Raw genomic sequence first — 17,863 nt, 5'->3', positions numbered from 1 at the left:
AAAATTACAAAAACATCTAAATTACTATCAATTACTATTTCTTTACTGCTAACAAGTGGCTATGTGGCTGCAAAAGTGACACCTGAAGAAGCTAATAAATTAGGTAAAGAGCTAACCCCTATGGGAGCTGAACAAAAAGCCAATGCTGACGGCTCAATTCCGCAATGGCAAGGCGGTATCACGCAAGCACCAAAAGGATATGTTGTTGGTCAGCATCATATAGACCCATTTGCTGATGATAAAACCTTGTTTACTATTACATCGAGTAATGTGGATAAATACAAAGACAATTTAACACCTGGTCAAATCAAGTTATTTAAAACGTACCCTGATACTTACAAAATGAATGTTTATCAAACGAGGCGTTCAGCGTCGTTTCCTTCACATGTGTACGATGCTGTTAAAGTTAATTCTACACGTGCAGAATTAGTAGAAGAAGGTAATGGTATTACTCAAGCTTCGGTTGGTATTCCTTTTCCATTACCAAAAAACGGATTAGAAGCTATTTGGAATCATATATTAAGATATCGTGGTGAACAGGTTACGCGTGAAGGTGGACAAGCTTCACCTACAGCAAGTGGTGACTTTACTTATTTAGGTTTCGAAGAAAGTTTAATTCTTCCATATAACGTAAAAGGCGCACAACCAGAAGATTTACAAAAAACCAATATTCTGTTTAAGTTTAAACAAAAAGTTACAGAGCCCGCACGTTTAGCTGGAACTGCACTACTTGTTCATGAAACTATGGATCAAATAAAAACACCTCGTCAAGCATGGACATATAACACGGGTCAACGACGTGTTCGTCGCGCACCTAATGTAGCTTACGATACTCCGGGTACAGCATCAGATGGTTTAAGAACAACCGATGATTTTGATATGTACAATGGTGCTCCAAATCGATACACGTGGGATCTTAAAGGTAAACAAGAGTTATATATCCCTTATAACGATTATCGCTTACATAGCAGTGATTTAAAGTATGATCAAATTTTACAACCGGGTCATATTAATCCACAATATGTACGTTATGAAAAACATCGTGTTTGGGTTGTTGAAGCTAAGCTTAAGTCTGATACGAGACACACTTATAAAAAACGCGTGTTTTATATAGATGAAGATAGCTGGCAAGTAGCAGTTACCGATATTTATGATAATCGTGATGAACTGTATAGAGTAGGTGTTGCTCATGGTTTAAATTACTATGAAGTTCCAACGCAATGGTCTACGCTAGAAGTATTCCATGATTTACAATCTCGTCGCTATATTGCAATGGGCTTAGATAACGAAGCTAAAATGTATGACTTTTCAACTGAACTGAGTGATTCTTCATTTACTCCTTCAGCTTTAAGAAGAGAGGGACGTCGTTAATCTTAATTAAATGATGAAACGGCTGGCTCATGTCAGCCGTTTTTGTTTGTATAATATTAATTTCTTATTCAAACTGGTATAAGCTTAGATTAAATAATTTGGAGTTTTAATTTTTTATGTTACGTATTTTGATCGTTTGTTTGAGTTGTTTTATAGGTCTGTACGCTAATGCAGATGAAGTAACGACTTCTTCAGTACTTGCTCCATTAGCTGAAAAATCCCTATTACTTGATATAACAAGTGTACAGCAAAAAAAATTAGTCGCTGTTGGAGAAAGAGGCCATATATTACTTTCTGTTGATGGGAATAATTGGCAACAAGTTTCTGTTCCAACTCAAGTCACGTTAACGAGCGTGTTTTTCATAAACGACCTTGTGGGATGGGCTGTAGGTCATGATGCCACCATATTAAAAACTACGAACGGTGGTAATAATTGGGCTCTTCAATATACAAATCCTACAATAGAAAAACCTTTATTAGATGTTGTTTTTCAAGACCCCTTTCACGGTGTGGCAGTTGGTGCTTATGGCCAATTTCTTAGAACAATAGATGGTGGGAAAACATGGTTGTCAGAATTTCATGAAGAATTTTTATCAGCAGAAGATAAAAGTTTTTTAGAAGAATTGAAAGTTGATGATGAAGAGGCGTACTTTGATGAAAGAGAAAGTATTTTACCGCATTTTAATCGAATAATATCTGATGGTAGAACAACATATCTTGTTGGAGAAATAGGCTTAATTGCAAAAAGTAATGACTTAGGCCTTACATGGCTAAAGTTTGATGAAATATACAGAGGTTCATTCTTCGATTTATCTAGAACCCATGAGGGGAACTTACTCGTTGCAGGTTTACGTGGACATGTTTTTAGAAGTTTAAAAAATGGTACTCCGTGGGTTGAGAGTAAAACCGACACTACATCATTACTTAATTCTATTGTGTTATCAGATGAAGGGCGTATTTTTATTCTAGGTAATAATGGCGTTATTCTTGAGAGTCATGACGATGGTCATTCTTTTGTATTAAAAGTGCAGCCTGATGGTAAATCATTAATTGCAGGCGTTTGGTTTAATAATAGAATTGTTGCGGTTTCAGACGTTGGAATTAAAAACATTTTTATGAATTCTTCAGGGTTAAATTATTAATTATGACTATTAATTCTTCATCAAGTAATCATTCTCCAAAAAGTACAGAAAATGCTTTATTTAAAATGCGCTCATTAGTGTTATTTTTGTTTACTGTTATTACCGCATTTTTATTATTTCAAGCAACTCAGATCAAATTAGACGCATCATTCACAAAAAATATTCCTCTTCAACATAGCTATATGAAAACGTATTTAAAGCACCAAGAAAATTTTGGTGGGGCAAATAACATTTTAATATCAGTATGTGATGCAGAAGGCGATATTTTTAATGAATCTTTTTTTAATGCGTTAAAAGGAGTTCACGATCAATTATTTTTTATTCCAGGTATAGATAGAACGCAAGTTAAATCGTTATTTTCACCGAGTACTCGATTTGTTGAAATTGTTGAAGACGGTTTTGCTGGTGGACCCGTTATACCAGCAAGTTTTGTCCCTAATAAAGCGGGCTTAAATACTGTAAAAGGTAATATTGAAAAAGCAGGTATTGTGGGGCGAATTGTTTCAGACGATTATAGTTGTGCCATGGTAAATGCATCATTAATGGACGTTAATCCTGAAACAGGGGAAAAGCTTGATTCTATTAGTATCGCTGAGCAATTAGAAACCCAGATCAGAGGAAACTTTGAAAAAGATAATATAAGTATTCATATTATAGGTTTTGCTAAAATGGTGGGGGACGTAGCTAATGGAGCTAAAAGCGTTGTAACCTTTTTTGGTATTGCAATAGCAATTACAGCCGTTATGGTCTACTTCTTCTGTCGTTCAATAAAACTTACCATACTACCTATTGCTTGTTCGTTTGTTGCTGTTGTGTGGCAAATGGGGATGTTGTCAACATTAGGCTACGGCCTTGATCCAATGTCTATTTTGATCCCATTTCTGATCTTCGCTATTGGAGTAAGTCATGGCGTTCAGATGATAAACTCAGTGAAAAAACTCGTGTCGAAAGGCAAAACAAGTCTTGAAGCCGCACAAATCAGTTTCGCGGCATTACTGATCCCCGGTGGTATTGCGTTATTGTCTGATACTGTTGGGTTTTTAACACTGCTTTCTATCGATATTGGCATTATTAGAGAATTAGCTATTGCCGCTTCGTTAGGTGTAGCCATGATTATTTTGACTAATTTAGTGTTACTACCTTTATTAGTATCGCTTATTCATATTTCTCCAACGGTAGAGAAAAAAAGAAAAGCTTACCTAAAAATTACGGTGTTAAAGATCCTATTAAAAGAACTATTTGGGACTTTATTGCAAATTTTGCAACCAAAGGGCCAGCATCTATTATTCTTGTATTCACAGCCTTATTGTTTATTTTAGGTTATGTTAATTCGCAAAATATGAAAATAGGGGAGTTACATGCTGGCGCACCCGCCTTACATGAAACCTCTCGTTATAATCAAGACACTTTCTTAATCACTAATCGATACGCTATTAGTGTTGATTACATGTCTATTATCGTTGAAACAACGCCCGATGCATGTACACAGCACAACATAATGAATGTTATTGATCAGTTTCAATGGCGAATGGAAAACATTCCAGGCGTGCAATCGGCAATTAGTTTAGCGTCTGTCGCAAAAATAGTTAATGCGGGTTATAACGAAGGTAATGCTAAATGGCGTGTGCTTTCTAAAAATCAACAAACACTTGTTCAATCTATTGCTCGAGTTCCTTCATCAAGTGGTTTACTGAATAACAATTGTAGTGCTATGCCGGTTATTTTATTTTTGGATGATCATAAAGCAGAAACAATTAATAGAGTGGTTGATGCAGTGAAGCTTAATGCCAGTGAATTAAATAATGAGGAGGTAACCTTTAAATTAGCTTCAGGTCCTGTAGGTGTGATGGCTGCAACCAATGAAGCTGTTAAAGAAGCTCAATTGCCTATGATGTTGTATGTATATGGTGCAGTCATTATTTTATGTTTACTCAGCTTTAGAAGCATTAAAGCGACTATATCAGTGGTTGTTCCTTTATATATTGTTTCTATATTAGCGCAATGGTTAATGACCGCATTAGATATAGGCTTAACAGTATCTACACTACCAGTTATCGCTTTAGGGGTTGGTATTGGTGTGGACTATGGTATTTATATTCTTTCTACCATGAATGAAAGGCTTAAAAATGGTGCTACAGTCAAAGCGGCTTATCATGCCGCATTAACTGAAAGAGGAAGTGCCGTTATTATTACCGGTATAACATTGGCTATTGGTGTATCAACATGGTTATTCTCAGATCTTAAGTTTCAAGTGGATATGGGAATCGTATTAACCTTTATGTTTTTGGTAAATATGTTTGCTGCTGTTGTTATTTTACCCGCTATTGCCGCTTTTCTTTGGAAAGACAAAAAATAATTAAATTTATTTTATTTATTTCACAAAAATTTATAGTGAATAATTAACCATGAAAATGACCGTAAGGTCATTTTCTATTTATAGGAAGTGAATAAACAACATTTCTTATGAATATTTCGTCTTGTAACCCGTTTGTAAAACTTTCACTCCAATAAAAATTCCTCGCAATTGCTTAAAATTACTAATAAAATCCTAATTACCGTCTATCATTAAAGATGGATATGAAAAATGAATAATGAGTAAGCCCATTCAAAAGCATTTTATGAAGTTATTTTAAAAATGTCTAAATACTCATTTCTCATCTATCGTTAATAAAAAATATAACAATTATTACAACATTCAATAAAGTGTTTTATCCAAAAGGAACAAGGCATGGCATTAGTAAACGGTTTACCTTCCGTAATACTTAACAACGTTACAGAATTAATACATCTTAAAGTCCCTAAATCTATTGCACCATTAGTAGATCAATTTTCAACACTACTGTATGGAAATATATCAACACTTGATTTAAACAATCGAAATGACAGTGATATGTATGGTGCAACGTTAAGCTTATGGAACTCGCTTAATGATCACAAAATTAATCAACCTGTTATTAAAGTATTTAATCCTCAGGTATCCAAACATGGCTGGAAATCAAGCCATACGGTTATTGAAGTCGTTGTTAAAGATATGCCGTTTTTGGTGGATTCACTAAGAATAGCCTTGGGGAGGTTAGGATTAACCCCTCACTTAATGCTAAATAGTCCAATTAAAATTGTTAGAGATAACAATAATAAAATTATTCAATTGGCAGCAACTTCAGATAAAAAAATTAAAGCCACTTCAACAGAAACGGCATTTTTTATTGAAATTGATCGTATTACAGAACAAAGCTTACTTGATAGTGTAGTTAAAGAGTTACATTCAGTCGTTAGTGACATATCTCTTACGGTTACTGATTGGCAAACCATGCAAACTAAATTAAGCGAAATAATTACAACGGTTAAAAAATCTAAGTATTTTTGCAGTAAAGAAGAGCATAAAGATACCTTAGAATTTCTCGATTGGATACTAGACAATAACTTCACCTTTATGGGGTATCGCTCATATGATATTAAAACAATTAAGGGTGATATTGCTTTAGCGGCTCAAAATGAAACAAGCTTAGGCTTGATGAAGCAATCTAAAGGTTCTGAAGAGCGATTACTCTCTAAATTAAGTGAAGTGGCGAGAGACGTTGCTTTAGGTAATAACATATTAGTATTAACTAAATCTAATTCACGTTCACGTGTTCATCGTCCGGCTTTACTTGATTATATTGGTATTAAACGTTTTGATGCTAAAGGTAATGTACTGGGAGAAGACCGTTTTATTGGTTTATTTGGTTCAGCTTATTACACCAACAGCGCGCTTGATTTACCACTCATTAAATCTAAAGTGGCTAGTGTATGTGAATCTTCAGGATTTGCACAAGGTACACATGCTTATAAGGCTCTAATTAATATTTTAGAAACTTACCCTAGAGATGAAATATTACAATCGACTACCTCAACATTACTTAGTAATGTGTTGGGTGTTTTTCAAATGCAAGAGCGCGACTATACTGGGCTATTTGTTCGTAGAGATACTTTTGACCGTTTTTATTCTTGCATGGTTTATGTACCTAGAGAACGCTATAACACAAAGCTTAGAATGCAAACCCAAGCGTTATTAAAAGAAACCTTTGGTAGTGAAGAAGATGTAGAGTTTACGACTTATTTTTCTGAATCAGCTCAAGCGCGTACTCATTATATTGTTAGGGTTAATTCGACTAAAGCGGATATTGATGTGAAAGAAATTGAACGTAATTTAAATGAAGCGGCCTCTAGTTGGGATGATAAGTTAGCCACGGCCTTAAACTCTAATAAAGGTGAAGCATTAGGGAAAACACTTTCTAGAAAGTATGTTCACTTCCCACAAGCTTATAAAGATGAAGTTTTGCCAGGTTCAGCTTTAGTGGATATTGAAAAATTTGAAGCACTTACACCTGAAAATCATTTAGAGATGTTGTTCTATCAGCCTCAAGAAGAAAGTGCAGATAGTCGTTTAGTTAAGTTGAAGTTATTTCATCTAGGTGACCCAATTCATTTATCTGACGTATTACCTATTTTAGAAAACTTTGGTCTACGCGTTATTGGTGAAAGCCCTTATTCAATAAAAACGGCTGGCGGTGAAACCTACTGGATACTTGATTTTTCAATGTTACTTACCGGTAAAGGTAAATTTAACTTAGAAAAAGTACAAAGCTTATTCCAAGACGCTTTTGCTAAAGTATGGTCAGGGAAACTTGAAGATGACGGTTTCAACCGATTAATTTTAGGTGCTGAATTAGGCGGACGAGAAGTTTCAATCTTAAGAGCTTATGCAAAGTATGAACGCCAAATTGGTGGTACGTTTAGTCAAAGCTATATAGAAGACACTTTTTCTCGTTATCCAAACATTGCTAAATTATTGATTAAATTATTTAACTTGAAGTTTGATCCGCAAGGTAAATCGTCAGAAAAAGCAATCAATAAAACTGAAGATGACATTGAAACCTCTTTAGACAATGTTGCTAACTTAGATGACGATAGAATTATACGTAAAGTTGTTGAAATGATGAGTGCGACTATACGTACTAACTATTTTCAAAAAGACGCAAATAATGAAGATAAGCCTTATATCTCATTTAAAATTTTACCTAAGTTAATTAGCGAAATACCACAACCCGTTCCTAAGTTTGAAATATTTGTTTATTCACCACAAGTTGAAGGCGTTCATTTACGTGGCGGTAAAGTGGCTCGAGGTGGTTTACGTTGGTCAGACAGACGTGAAGATTTTAGAACTGAAGTTTTAGGTTTAGTTAAAGCGCAACAAGTAAAAAATACCGTTATTGTACCTGTTGGTGCTAAAGGTGGTTTTGTTTGTAAGCAACTACCCGAAGGAACAAGAGCAGAAATATTTGAAGCTGGTAAAGAATGTTATAAAACATTTATACGTGGTTTATTAGATATTACCGACAACATCGTAGGCGGTGAAATTGTACCACCAAAAAGTGTAGTAAGACTCGATGAAGACGATGCTTACTTAGTGGTTGCGGCTGATAAAGGTACAGCAACGTTCTCTGATATTGCTAACGGAATTTCAGAAGAATATAACTTCTGGATGGGCGACGCTTTTGCCTCAGGTGGTAGTGTAGGTTACGACCATAAAGGCATGGGCATTACCGCTAAAGGAGGATGGGAGTCTGTTAAACGCCATTTCAGAGAAATGGATATTGATTGCCAAACAACTGATTTTACTTGTATCGCTATAGGCGATATGGCGGGAGACGTATTTGGTAATGGTATGCTTTTATCTAAACATATACGTTTACAAGCGGCCTTCAACCACATGCATATATTTGTGGATCCTACGCCTGACGCAGCAAGTTCTTATAAAGAGCGCGAACGTTTATTTAATTTACCAGGTTGTACATGGGACGATTATAATAAAAAATTACTTTCTGAAGGGGGCGAAATTTATAGCCGCTCAGCTAAATCTTTAAAATTAACACCACAAATTAAAAAAATGTTGGGTACGCAAAAGCAAAGCATGTCTCCACTAGAGTTAATGCAAGCCATATTGAAAATGCAGGTTGACTTGTTATGGAATGGTGGCATAGGTACCTATGTTAAATCTTCAAAAGAAACACATTTAGATGTGGGTGATAGAGCCAATGATGCCTTACGTATAAATGGTAATGAGTTACAAGCTAAAGTAGTAGGTGAAGGTGGTAACTTAGGTTTTACTCAACTAGGGCGAATTGAATTTGCTGCTAATGGTGGGCGCATTAATACGGATGCGATTGATAACGCCGGTGGTGTTGACTGTTCAGATAAAGAAGTAAATATTAAAATTTTACTGAATAGTCTTGTGCAAAATGGTGATTTAACCGTTAAGCAACGTAATAAATTACTTTACGATATGACAGACGATGTATCTGAAAAAGTACTGGAAGATTGTTACCGCCAAACACATTCACTTTCAATTACCGCTATGCGTGGTGGAAGTCAGTTAAAAGAGCAATCTCGTTTTATTAGTGAACTTGAGCGAACAGGTAAGCTTGATCGCGCATTAGAGTTTATTCCTAATGATGATGAAATAGCCGATCGTTTGATCAAAGGTAATGGACTCACTCGACCTGAGTTATCCGTATTACTTGCCTACAATAAAATGGTATTAAAAGACGACCTAGTTTGCCCTGAAATTACCGGAAACTCTTATTACGATAAGTTCTTGGTTGAGTACTTCCCTAAGAAGTTACAGCAAAAATATTTAGTGGAAATGCAAAATCATCCACTACGAGCTGAAATTATAGCAACACAACTTGCCAATGCTATTGGTAATGACATGGGTTTTAATTTTATCAATCGAATGTTTGAAGAAACAGGTGCTACAGTCGCTGAAATTGCTAATTGTTACACAGTGGCAAGTAATGTATTTGGTATGACTGAAGTGTGGGAAAAAATTGAAGACTTAGATAATAAAATATCTACCGCTGTTCAAACAGAAATGCTATTTCAGATACGCCGAACAGTAAGAAGAGCAACACGTTGGTTCTTACGTCATCGTAATAAGTCGTTAAATGTTGCAGACTCAATTAAAATTTATCGTTCTACCTTTATTGACCTAAGTAATAATATATACACATATATGGTTGACGATGAAGTAGAGCAATTAAAACGTATTGAAAGCGATTTAGTTAAATCAAATGTACCTGAAGATATTGCAAACTATGTTGCTAAACTCAGCTCTATTTTCTCAGCAATGGATATTGCAGAATTAACCGCAGAAGGTGATAGAGAAGTGAGTATAGTGGCAAGTACTTATTTTGAATTAGGTGCCCGATTAGACTTACATTGGTTCTTAGATCAAATAACACGCCAGCCAGTAGCTAACCATTGGCAAGCATTAGCAAGAGCGTCATACCGTGAAGAGTTAGATTGGCAACAACGTTCTCTTGCTAGCGTTATTTTACGTACAGATACTAAAACAAAAGAAACGAAGGTGTTATTAGACAACTGGTTTGAAGAAAACCAACAGTCATTAGAGCGTTGGAATCATATATTAGCCGAGTTTAGAATTGGCGAAACTCACGAGTTTGCTAAGTTCTCAGTAGCCTTGCGTGAATTAATGCTACTTAGCTTAAAGTGTGATCCTGATAAGTAGATAGTGCCAATCGCACTAACCAACTGATCATTTATACTCGTTTAAATGGGCAATTACATCGTTATTTATTTAATAATTAGAACACTCCTTATTAAAATAAATGCCTTGCCTCTAAGCCTTTTAACTCTCGCAGAGTGGGAAAAAACTTAATAGACTTGGTATAAATCTTTATTAAATAGAAAGTAGCCTTTAATGGTGAATCTTTAACTGATAAAATCCCCGCCAATTGTGCGGGGATTTTTATTTTCACAAAAAAACACTCGTTTACTTATCTATTAATTTGCTCTGAGGTGTTATGTTTTATTCTGCTATTCGTAAAGTGTTTTTTAAGTTTGATGCTGAAACCATTCATGAAATGACCATAAAAGCATTAAAAAATACAGGAACCACGCCTCTAAGAGCTTTATATTGTCAAAACGTACCATCAAAGCCTGTAACGGTTATGGGGATTGATTTTCCTAATCCTATTGGTTTAGCAGCTGGGTTAGACAAAAACGGCGAATGTATTCCTGCTTTTGGCGCAATGGGCTTTGGTTTTGTTGAAGTGGGTACAGTAACACCTCGTCCACAACCAGGTAACGACAAACCACGTATTTTTAGAATACCTCAAGCAAGCGCGGTTATTAACCGTATGGGCTTTAACAACAAAGGGGTAGATTACCTAGTAGACCAAGTGCGTAAAGCGCAATTTAAAGGTGTTTTAGGTATTAACATAGGTAAAAACAAAGACACACCAGAAGAAAATGCGAAAGACGATTACATTCACTGTATGCAAAAAGTGTATAACTTTGCTTCGTATATTACCATTAACATATCGTCACCTAACACACCGGGTTTACGCTCTTTACAATACGGCGATGCGTTAAACGAGTTACTTTCTGCCCTTAAAGCTGAGCAAACTACGCTTGCTGAAAAATACGGGAAATACGTACCTATCGCAGTAAAAATTGCGCCAGACTTAACAGAACCAGAAGTAGAATCTATCGCAGAATGTTTAATTGCTAACAATATTGATGGCGTAATCGCTACCAATACAACACTTTCACGCGAAGGTGTTCAAGGCTTAGAACATTGTGATGAAATGGGGGGCTTAAGCGGCGCACCAGTTAAAGAAAAAAGCACACAAGTGATTAAGTTATTGGCTAAAGCGTTAGATAATAAACTGCCGATTATTGGTGTTGGTGGTATTTCAAATGGTGCTGATGCGAAAGAAAAAATAGAAGCTGGCGCTAAACTAGTGCAAGTTTACACAGGTTTTATTTACCAAGGCCCAGACCTAATTAAAGACGTAGTTAACGCACTTTAGTCTGCATTATCTATTTAACCTCAGCTCGGGATAAGCAAAGCGACTCAACAAGCTATTTTTGTGCCTAACTTCGTTGGATTTATGACTAATAGCCAGCTGTTAGATAGAAAAAATCGTCTTGTTATACACAAAAACATCAATGTTGAGACGCTAATATAGCTTAGAAAAACAAAGGAACAGGTTAAGTTTTTGATAAAAAATTGTTGTAATAAAAAACTCCGTAATGGAGTTTTTTTGTAACTATCTATCCAATATTAATTGTCAATTATGCTTAATATAAGTTTGATTCAATACATGTTAGAATTTAACCATATTATTATTTAAAATCACTAGGCGTATTTCATGTCTGCACATTCAATTTTCGACATTTGTGTTGAACCGATAGAACTATTTAAATTACTCAAAATATCTAACATGGCTGAAAGCGCTGGCGAAGCAAAAACCATGATCAGTGAAGGTAATGTTTTAGTTAATAAAAAAGTTGTCGATCAAAAGCGTAAAAAAGTACGCCGTGGCGATATTATCGAACATAACGGCAAAACGATTGAACTTGCTTTTAATCCAACTAAAAAACCAGCAGAAGTTATTAGTAAAATAGCATCAGCAAATGTAAGCGCAAAAAAGAAAAGAATAGCTAAAAGTAAAGCGCGAGTTATTGCATCAGGAACGGTTGCTAAACCGTTGAACGAACGTAAAAAGGAGAAAGCTGCTGAGTCTAAAACCATTTAGATAATAGTTCGGTGAAGTAGTCGAGTTTGTATCGAACGTTATTAAATTCATCGAAAACAAAAAAACTAGGGCCTATTCAACTTTGCTGATTGTTTTTGCAGTAGTTTATTAGTCTTTTATACAAGGTGATTCTACTCTAATGCGATAACGTAGTAGAAATAGCGAATAAACGCTGTTCTACGGATGCGTTTAAATGCTTGAAGCTCAGGCTGCCGTAGCCCTTAACTATTATATGTTAACGTTAAGCCTATAATAGTCGAAAATTCTTCTAGATAGATATGATGCCATAAACGCTGCTTTAGATATCAAAGCAGCGCTTCAAGTTTAGGGTATGGTTTTAACTAATTTATGACTTGCGCCTTTCTATCTAAACTACCACTAAAACGCGTTAACATAAGTGCAATTAAAACAACAACAGCGCCAACCCAAGGTGTATTCATTAAACCATGCTCTTCAACAATAATGCCACCTCCCCATGCTCCTATTGCAATGCCTACATTGAAAGCTGCAATGTTTAGACCCGATGCAACATCTACCGCATCAGGTGTGTATTTTTCAGCTAGCTTTACAATATAAACTTGCAAGCCGGGCACGTTGCCAAAAGCAAATGCTCCCCACACTAAAATAGTTACCACAGCGGCAACAGGGTTATAAGCGGTAAAGTTTAACACTAATAATATGCCAGCAAGTCCTGAAAAAATTATGGTTAATGCTTTAATAGGGCCAAAATTATCAGCCATTTTTCCGCCCCATATGTTTCCGACAGCAACAGAGATCCCGTACACTAAAAGTATTAAACCTACCGAACTAGGCTCAAAACCAGTCACTTCATTAAGAATGGGGGCTAAGTAAGTAAAAGCAATAAAAGTTCCGCCATAACCAATTGCTGTGATCGCATAAACTAATAGTAACCTTGGATGAGTTAACACTTTCATCTGGGCCGCAAGGTTAGTTGATTTAGCTTGCTTTAAATTGCTCGGGACGAGTATAGCGCTGCCAATCATGGCTAATAAACCTAAAATAGATACCGTTAAAAAGGTAGCTTCCCAACCAAATACTTGACCGATATAAGTACCTAATGGAACCCCTGTTACTAAAGCAACGGTTAAGCCTGTGAACATAATGGCAATAGCACTTGCTCCTTTTTCTTTCGGCACTAAGCTTGTGGCAATGGTAGAGCCTATAGAGAAAAATACGCCATGTGCCAGTCCTGTGAGTATTCTAGCTATTATTAATGCTTCAAAACTAGGTGCTTGCCAAGCGACTAAGTTTCCAATAACAAATAATCCCATAACCGATAGCAAGACGTTTTTTCTATTCCATTTACTTGTAAAAGCGGTTAAAACTGGCGCTCCTATCGCTACACCTAATGCGTATAGGCTAACCAATAAGCCTGCTGAAGGGATTGATATACTAAGGTCTTGTGCCATTGTTGGTAGTAATCCAACAATCACAAATTCGGTTGTTCCTATCGCAAAAGCGCTGAGTGCTAATGCAAGTAATGCTAGTGGCATCATAATCTCCAGTTTAATTAATACAGTGATTTGAAGTAGGGAGTTAAAGAAGCCCTTACTTCTGTTTGTTGGCGTAATTATTACCTGTTAAACTGTTGCAATAAATAGTGTTACTTACAAAATACTATTGTAATAAATGAGGTTAATTTGAATTTAAAAACAAGATCAGATGATTTAGAGCTTTTATTAGCCGTTGTTGAGTTTGGCGGATTTTCTGCTGCCGCTGACGCATTAAATATTCAAGTTGCTCGCATATCACGTTCTGTAACTAAAATAGAAAAAGATCTGGGCGCAACTATATTAATTCGTACCACTAGACGGGTTATGTTGACAGATGAAGGTAAAAAATTTGTTGATGCAGTCAATATTGGTCTTCAGCATATTCAAAATGCAGAAGCAGATATAACCGTTCAGGGAAAGATCCTGCAAGGAAAGTTACGTATTGATGCTGCTAGCCCATTTATATTTCATCAAATAGCGCCTCATATAAATGCGTTTAAAAAGGCTTACCCCAGTATTGAAATTGAACTTAATTCTAATGAGGGAATAGTCGATTTAATTGAAAAACGTACCGATGTAGCAATTAGAATAGGGAAGTTAGATGACTCAACACTACATACCAAAACTTTAGGAAAAAGCTCACTTTTTATCGTTGCATCTCCCCAATATATTGCACAAAACGGTTTACCTAAAAAACCAATAGATTTGAAAAATCATACCTTAATCGGTTTTTCAAATATTAAAACACTCAATAAATGGCCAATTAGAGGGGCTGATGTAATCAAACCAACAATAACGGCAAGTAATGGAGAAACTATCCGTCAACTAGCTTTATCGGGAAGTGGTATAACGTGCTTATCTGGCTTTATGGTTAATCAAGATATAGCGTCAGGTAAACTCATTTCATTGATAGAGTCATATAGAATTCAAGGAACTGATAGGGAGTTGGTGAATGCTGTATTTTATAAATCGTCAGCAGCTTCTGAAAGGGTTAAAGCATTTATAGACTTCATCAAACCCAAACTAACATTATGATGAATGTGAGTTTGGGATTGTTTACTTTGTCGGAATGTAGCCTAGTTCTTATTAATGGCACAATCCTGTATAAGATTTAGTGCTATTTCCATTCATAATCAGTTGGGTCGTTACGTTATTTTCTTCAAACGCTGCTAAACAATTAGTTCACACAGTATTTGATAAAATATCAAGATTAGAAGTGCATCCTGATTTAGGCGAAGTGCCTGCAAAATTAAGTCACTTAATTTACAAAGAGCTGATCGTTAATCCGTGTCGTATTTTCTATAAAGTTGAAAGTAATAGAGTATATTGTGATGCGGGAAGAGCGAGATTTACAACGATTTATCTTACAACGACCTGTCTAACCTAGAGCCATAAAAAACTATCATCTGAAATGCATGTTAAACATGTTTAAGCATTCTGTTAGAATAGCCAGCTATTAATTAAAGAATACCGAAACAGCATGTCAGAATTTAAAGCATTTTCACTTTTAGCGTCAATTATTGACCGCGTTAGTCTGAAAGGCTATACACAGCCCACTCCAATCCAACAAGAATGTATCCCTGTACTTATTAAGGGCAAAGATCTGCTTGGTATCGCGCAAACGGGAACCGGAAAAACGGCGGCTTTTTCATTACCTATTATCAATAATTTTGGCCGCAATAAAATTGATATTAAAGCTAAAAGTACACGTTCGCTTATTTTAACGCCTACTCGTGAGCTTGCCTCGCAAATAATGCAAAACATTGATGACTACTCTGATGGGTTAGGTCTTAAAACTAAAGTTGTGTATGGCGGTGTTGGCAGACAACCCCAAGTTGACGCTATTGCACTCGGGCTTGATATATTAGTGGCCACTCCTGGAAGGTTGTTAGATTTAATTGAAACAGGCGATATAAACTTTGAGGCGTTAGAAGTATTTGTATTAGATGAAGCTGATACCATGCTTGATATGGGGTTCTTTAATGATGTTCAAACCATAATATCTAAACTGCCAAAGAAGCGCCAAACACTCTTATTTTCAGCAACTATGCCAGCAGAAATAGAAATACTTGCACAAGCCATATTAAGAAATCCAATAAAAGTTCAAATTGCTGCAGAAACAGTGACTATCGACTTGGTTAATCAAAGCGTATACCAGCTTGAAAAAGCGAATAAAGTGCCTTTGCTGTTTAATATATTAGAAAACTCTGACTATGAAAAAGTACTCATCTTTTGTAAAACAAAGTATGGCGCCGACATAATAGTTAAAGCTCTAGAAAAAGAATCCATAACTGCTGCAAGCCTCCACAGTGGTAAAACACAAGCCGTAAGGGAAGAAGCATTACAAAACTTTAAAGAATCTACGTTAAGAGTATTGGTGGCAACAGACGTTGCTGCACGTGGCATTGATGTTGATAATATTTCGTTAGTGATTAATTATAATCTGCCTGAAGATCCAAGAAACTATATACATCGCATAGGACGAACGGCTCGTGCGGGTAAAAGTGGCAAGGCCATTTCATTTGCTGTAGAAAATGATGTAAGGCAATTAACCAATATTGAAACCAGCATAGGGCAAGCTATTCCTGTTGTTACGCAGCAGCCTTTTCATAAAGAATTTTCAAAAGCGCCTGTACCAAGTAAGAAAAAGAAATCGGTTAAAAAAACAACTAAAACCAATAAAAGTAGAACAAAGAGAAGATGAGAGCAGTATCAAAATGAATAACTACACCCAAATGGTACTATTTATTCTACAGTGTTCAATTAAATGGCACTAACCTTCGTATGCAATTGGGTCGGTTACGTTATTTTCTTCAAACGCTTCTAAACGTTCTTGGCAAGCACCACATTTTCCACAAGCTTTTTCACGGCCGTTATAGCAGGTCCATGTATTACTGTAGTCGAGGTTCATGCTAATACCGTCGGCTAAAATTGCAGTTTTATCTACGTTTAAGTATGGGCTAAATATTTCAACGGCTTCGTAGTTGGCAATTTGGCAAACGTCATTCATTTTCATTACAAATTCAGGTCTGCAATCAGGGTAAATGGCATGATCGCCTGAATGTGCGCCGTAATAGACTTGTTCAGCACCTACTGAAACAGCATAACCAACAGCTAACGAAAGTAAAATCATATTGCGGTTAGGCACAATAGTCGACTTCATGTTTTCAGCTTCGTAATGACCTTCAGGAATATCAATATCATCAGTTAACGATGAACCCGCTAATAATTGGTTGATGGCTGAAATATCTATTACTTTATGTTGAACACCTAGTTCATTACAAACTTGGCTTGCGCATTCAAGCTCTTTAACGTGGCGTTGTCCGTAATCGAAAGAGAGGGCATACACTTCTTTTCCATCTTTGATAGCGCGATTAAGTACGGTGAATGAATCCATGCCGCCTGAATAAATAACAACAACTTTGTTAGCCATTTGTAATGTCTCTTGAGGTACAATACCCGCAATTCTCGTTAAGTGATTAACAAGAGTTCGGGTTATAATAATAAAAGCGCGCATTTTACTAGAAAACCAACACAGGCTAAAGCACAAAAGTGAAAACAACTTGCTATAAAATTAATGAGTTCTTCGAAACCATTCAAGGCGAAGGTTCTTTTACCGGACAACCTTCTATATTTATTCGTTTACAGGGCTGTCCTGTAGCTTGTTCTTGGTGTGATACTAAACATACATGGGACATTAATCTTGATGATTCAGTGTCTACTGAAATAATGGCAAGTAAGCGTGAAGAATCTACCCAATGGGCTAATATGTCGGTTGAACAAATACTTGATTGGGTAAAAAAACAAGGTTACCAAGCTAAACATATTGTTATTACGGGTGGCGAACCTTGCATGGTTGACCTAACCCCTTTATGTGCAGGCTTTGAGGAACTTGGTTATAGTACGCAAGTAGAAACGTCAGGTACGTTTGAAGTGAGAGTTACCGATAAGTGCTGGGTTACGGTATCGCCTAAAATTAATATGAAAGGTGGCTATAAAATTTTACGTTCAGCGTTAGAGCGTGCTAACGAAATAAAGCACCCTGTAGCCACTGAGCATCATGTTGACGAGCTTCAAAAACTACTTGCCGAGCATGAAGTCATTAACACGCCAATTTATTTACAGCCTATTAGTCAAAAGCAACGCGCTACTGAGCTGGCGATTGAAACCTGTATTAAAAATAACTGGCGTTTGTCTATTCAAGTACATAAATATATTGGAATTGAATAGC

The 17,863-nt window shown here is 36.1% G+C and carries 11 protein-coding genes and 1 pseudogene; 10 read left to right on the top strand and 2 right to left on the bottom strand.

Going from position 1 to position 17,863, the window contains the following annotated elements:
* Window positions 1-3 precede the first annotated feature (3 nt).
* The 6 genes and pseudogenes from ACM9HF_RS04715 to ACM9HF_RS04690 all read left to right on the top strand — a co-directional run bounded on the left by ACM9HF_RS04715 (window position 4) and on the right by ACM9HF_RS04690 (window position 12,118).
* Complete coding sequence (locus ACM9HF_RS04715) at window positions 4-1,371, top strand: DUF1329 domain-containing protein (protein WP_473618256.1); 1,368 nt, start codon at window positions 4-6, stop codon at window positions 1,369-1,371.
* Between the two features lie 116 nt (window positions 1,372-1,487).
* Window positions 1,488-2,513 (top strand): WD40/YVTN/BNR-like repeat-containing protein, encoded by a 1,026-nt coding sequence (locus ACM9HF_RS04710; RefSeq protein ID WP_473614836.1) that lies wholly within the window; start codon window positions 1,488-1,490, stop codon window positions 2,511-2,513.
* Window positions 2,514-2,578: 65 nt separating this feature from the next.
* Window positions 2,579-4,869: pseudogene (locus ACM9HF_RS04705) on the top strand (efflux RND transporter permease subunit).
* Window positions 4,870-5,241: 372 nt separating this feature from the next.
* Window positions 5,242-10,083 carry an NAD-glutamate dehydrogenase gene (locus ACM9HF_RS04700; protein ID WP_473614833.1) on the top strand — a complete coding sequence of 1,614 codons (4,842 nt, stop codon included), beginning with the start codon at window positions 5,242-5,244 and terminating at the stop codon, window positions 10,081-10,083.
* Window positions 10,084-10,378: 295 nt separating this feature from the next.
* Window positions 10,379-11,389 carry a quinone-dependent dihydroorotate dehydrogenase gene (gene pyrD / locus ACM9HF_RS04695; protein ID WP_473614829.1) on the top strand — a complete coding sequence of 337 codons (1,011 nt, stop codon included), beginning with the start codon at window positions 10,379-10,381 and terminating at the stop codon, window positions 11,387-11,389.
* Between the two features lie 342 nt (window positions 11,390-11,731).
* Window positions 11,732-12,118, top strand: coding sequence for an RNA-binding S4 domain-containing protein (locus ACM9HF_RS04690; protein WP_473614825.1), 387 nt, complete (start codon window positions 11,732-11,734; stop codon window positions 12,116-12,118).
* 341 nt (window positions 12,119-12,459) lie between these two features.
* Here the strand turns inward: ACM9HF_RS04690 and ACM9HF_RS04685 are convergent, their stop codons facing one another.
* Window positions 12,460-13,632: an MFS transporter gene (locus ACM9HF_RS04685; RefSeq protein WP_473618255.1), complete on the bottom strand. Its 1,173-nt coding sequence runs from the start codon at window positions 13,630-13,632 to the stop codon at window positions 12,460-12,462.
* Between the two features lie 147 nt (window positions 13,633-13,779).
* Here ACM9HF_RS04685 and ACM9HF_RS04680 point away from each other — a divergent pair, with 147 nt between their 5' ends.
* The 3 genes from ACM9HF_RS04680 (at window position 13,780) to ACM9HF_RS04670 (ending at window position 16,336) form a co-directional block, all read left to right on the top strand.
* A complete protein-coding gene (locus ACM9HF_RS04680; RefSeq protein WP_473614821.1) occupies window positions 13,780-14,667 on the top strand; it encodes a LysR family transcriptional regulator in 888 nt (295 codons plus the stop codon).
* Window positions 14,668-14,746: 79 nt separating this feature from the next.
* On the top strand, window positions 14,747-15,019 hold the full coding sequence (locus ACM9HF_RS04675; RefSeq protein WP_473614817.1) for a type II toxin-antitoxin system RelE/ParE family toxin: 273 nt from the start codon (window positions 14,747-14,749) through the stop codon (window positions 15,017-15,019).
* A 93-nt stretch (window positions 15,020-15,112) separates the two neighbouring features.
* Window positions 15,113-16,336 (top strand): DEAD/DEAH box helicase, encoded by a 1,224-nt coding sequence (locus ACM9HF_RS04670; protein ID WP_473614814.1) that lies wholly within the window; start codon window positions 15,113-15,115, stop codon window positions 16,334-16,336.
* 69 nt (window positions 16,337-16,405) lie between these two features.
* Here the strand turns inward: ACM9HF_RS04670 and queC are convergent, their stop codons facing one another.
* Window positions 16,406-17,065, bottom strand: coding sequence for a 7-cyano-7-deazaguanine synthase QueC (gene queC, locus ACM9HF_RS04665; protein WP_077342861.1), 660 nt, complete (start codon window positions 17,063-17,065; stop codon window positions 16,406-16,408).
* A 119-nt stretch (window positions 17,066-17,184) separates the two neighbouring features.
* Here queC and queE point away from each other — a divergent pair, with 119 nt between their 5' ends.
* A complete protein-coding gene (gene queE, locus ACM9HF_RS04660) occupies window positions 17,185-17,862 on the top strand; it encodes a 7-carboxy-7-deazaguanine synthase QueE (protein ID WP_473614811.1) in 678 nt (225 codons plus the stop codon).
* The last annotated feature ends 1 nt before the right edge of the window (window position 17,863 follow it).

It is taken from the genome of Colwellia sp. RE-S-Sl-9 (assembly GCF_048296855.1).
Taxonomy (GTDB): domain Bacteria; phylum Pseudomonadota; class Gammaproteobacteria; order Enterobacterales; family Alteromonadaceae; genus Pseudocolwellia.
This window is presented reverse-complemented; position numbering and strand designations above follow the sequence as displayed.

What these genes read in the sequence shown, in the direction of transcription:
- ACM9HF_RS04710 (WP_473614836.1), top strand. Translation starts at nt 1,488, where the DNA reads ATGTTACGTATTTTGATCGTTTGTTTGAGTTGTTTTATAGGTCTGTAC.
- ACM9HF_RS04700 (WP_473614833.1), top strand. Translation starts at nt 5,242, where the DNA reads ATGGCATTAGTAAACGGTTTACCTTCCGTAATACTTAACAACGTTACA.
- pyrD (WP_473614829.1), top strand. Translation starts at nt 10,379, where the DNA reads ATGTTTTATTCTGCTATTCGTAAAGTGTTTTTTAAGTTTGATGCTGAA.
- ACM9HF_RS04690 (WP_473614825.1), top strand. Translation starts at nt 11,732, where the DNA reads ATGTCTGCACATTCAATTTTCGACATTTGTGTTGAACCGATAGAACTA.
- ACM9HF_RS04685 (WP_473618255.1), bottom strand. Translation starts at nt 13,632, where the DNA reads ATGCCACTAGCATTACTTGCATTAGCACTCAGCGCTTTTGCGATAGGA.
- ACM9HF_RS04670 (WP_473614814.1), top strand. Translation starts at nt 15,113, where the DNA reads ATGTCAGAATTTAAAGCATTTTCACTTTTAGCGTCAATTATTGACCGC.
- queC (WP_077342861.1), bottom strand. Translation starts at nt 17,065, where the DNA reads ATGGCTAACAAAGTTGTTGTTATTTATTCAGGCGGCATGGATTCATTC.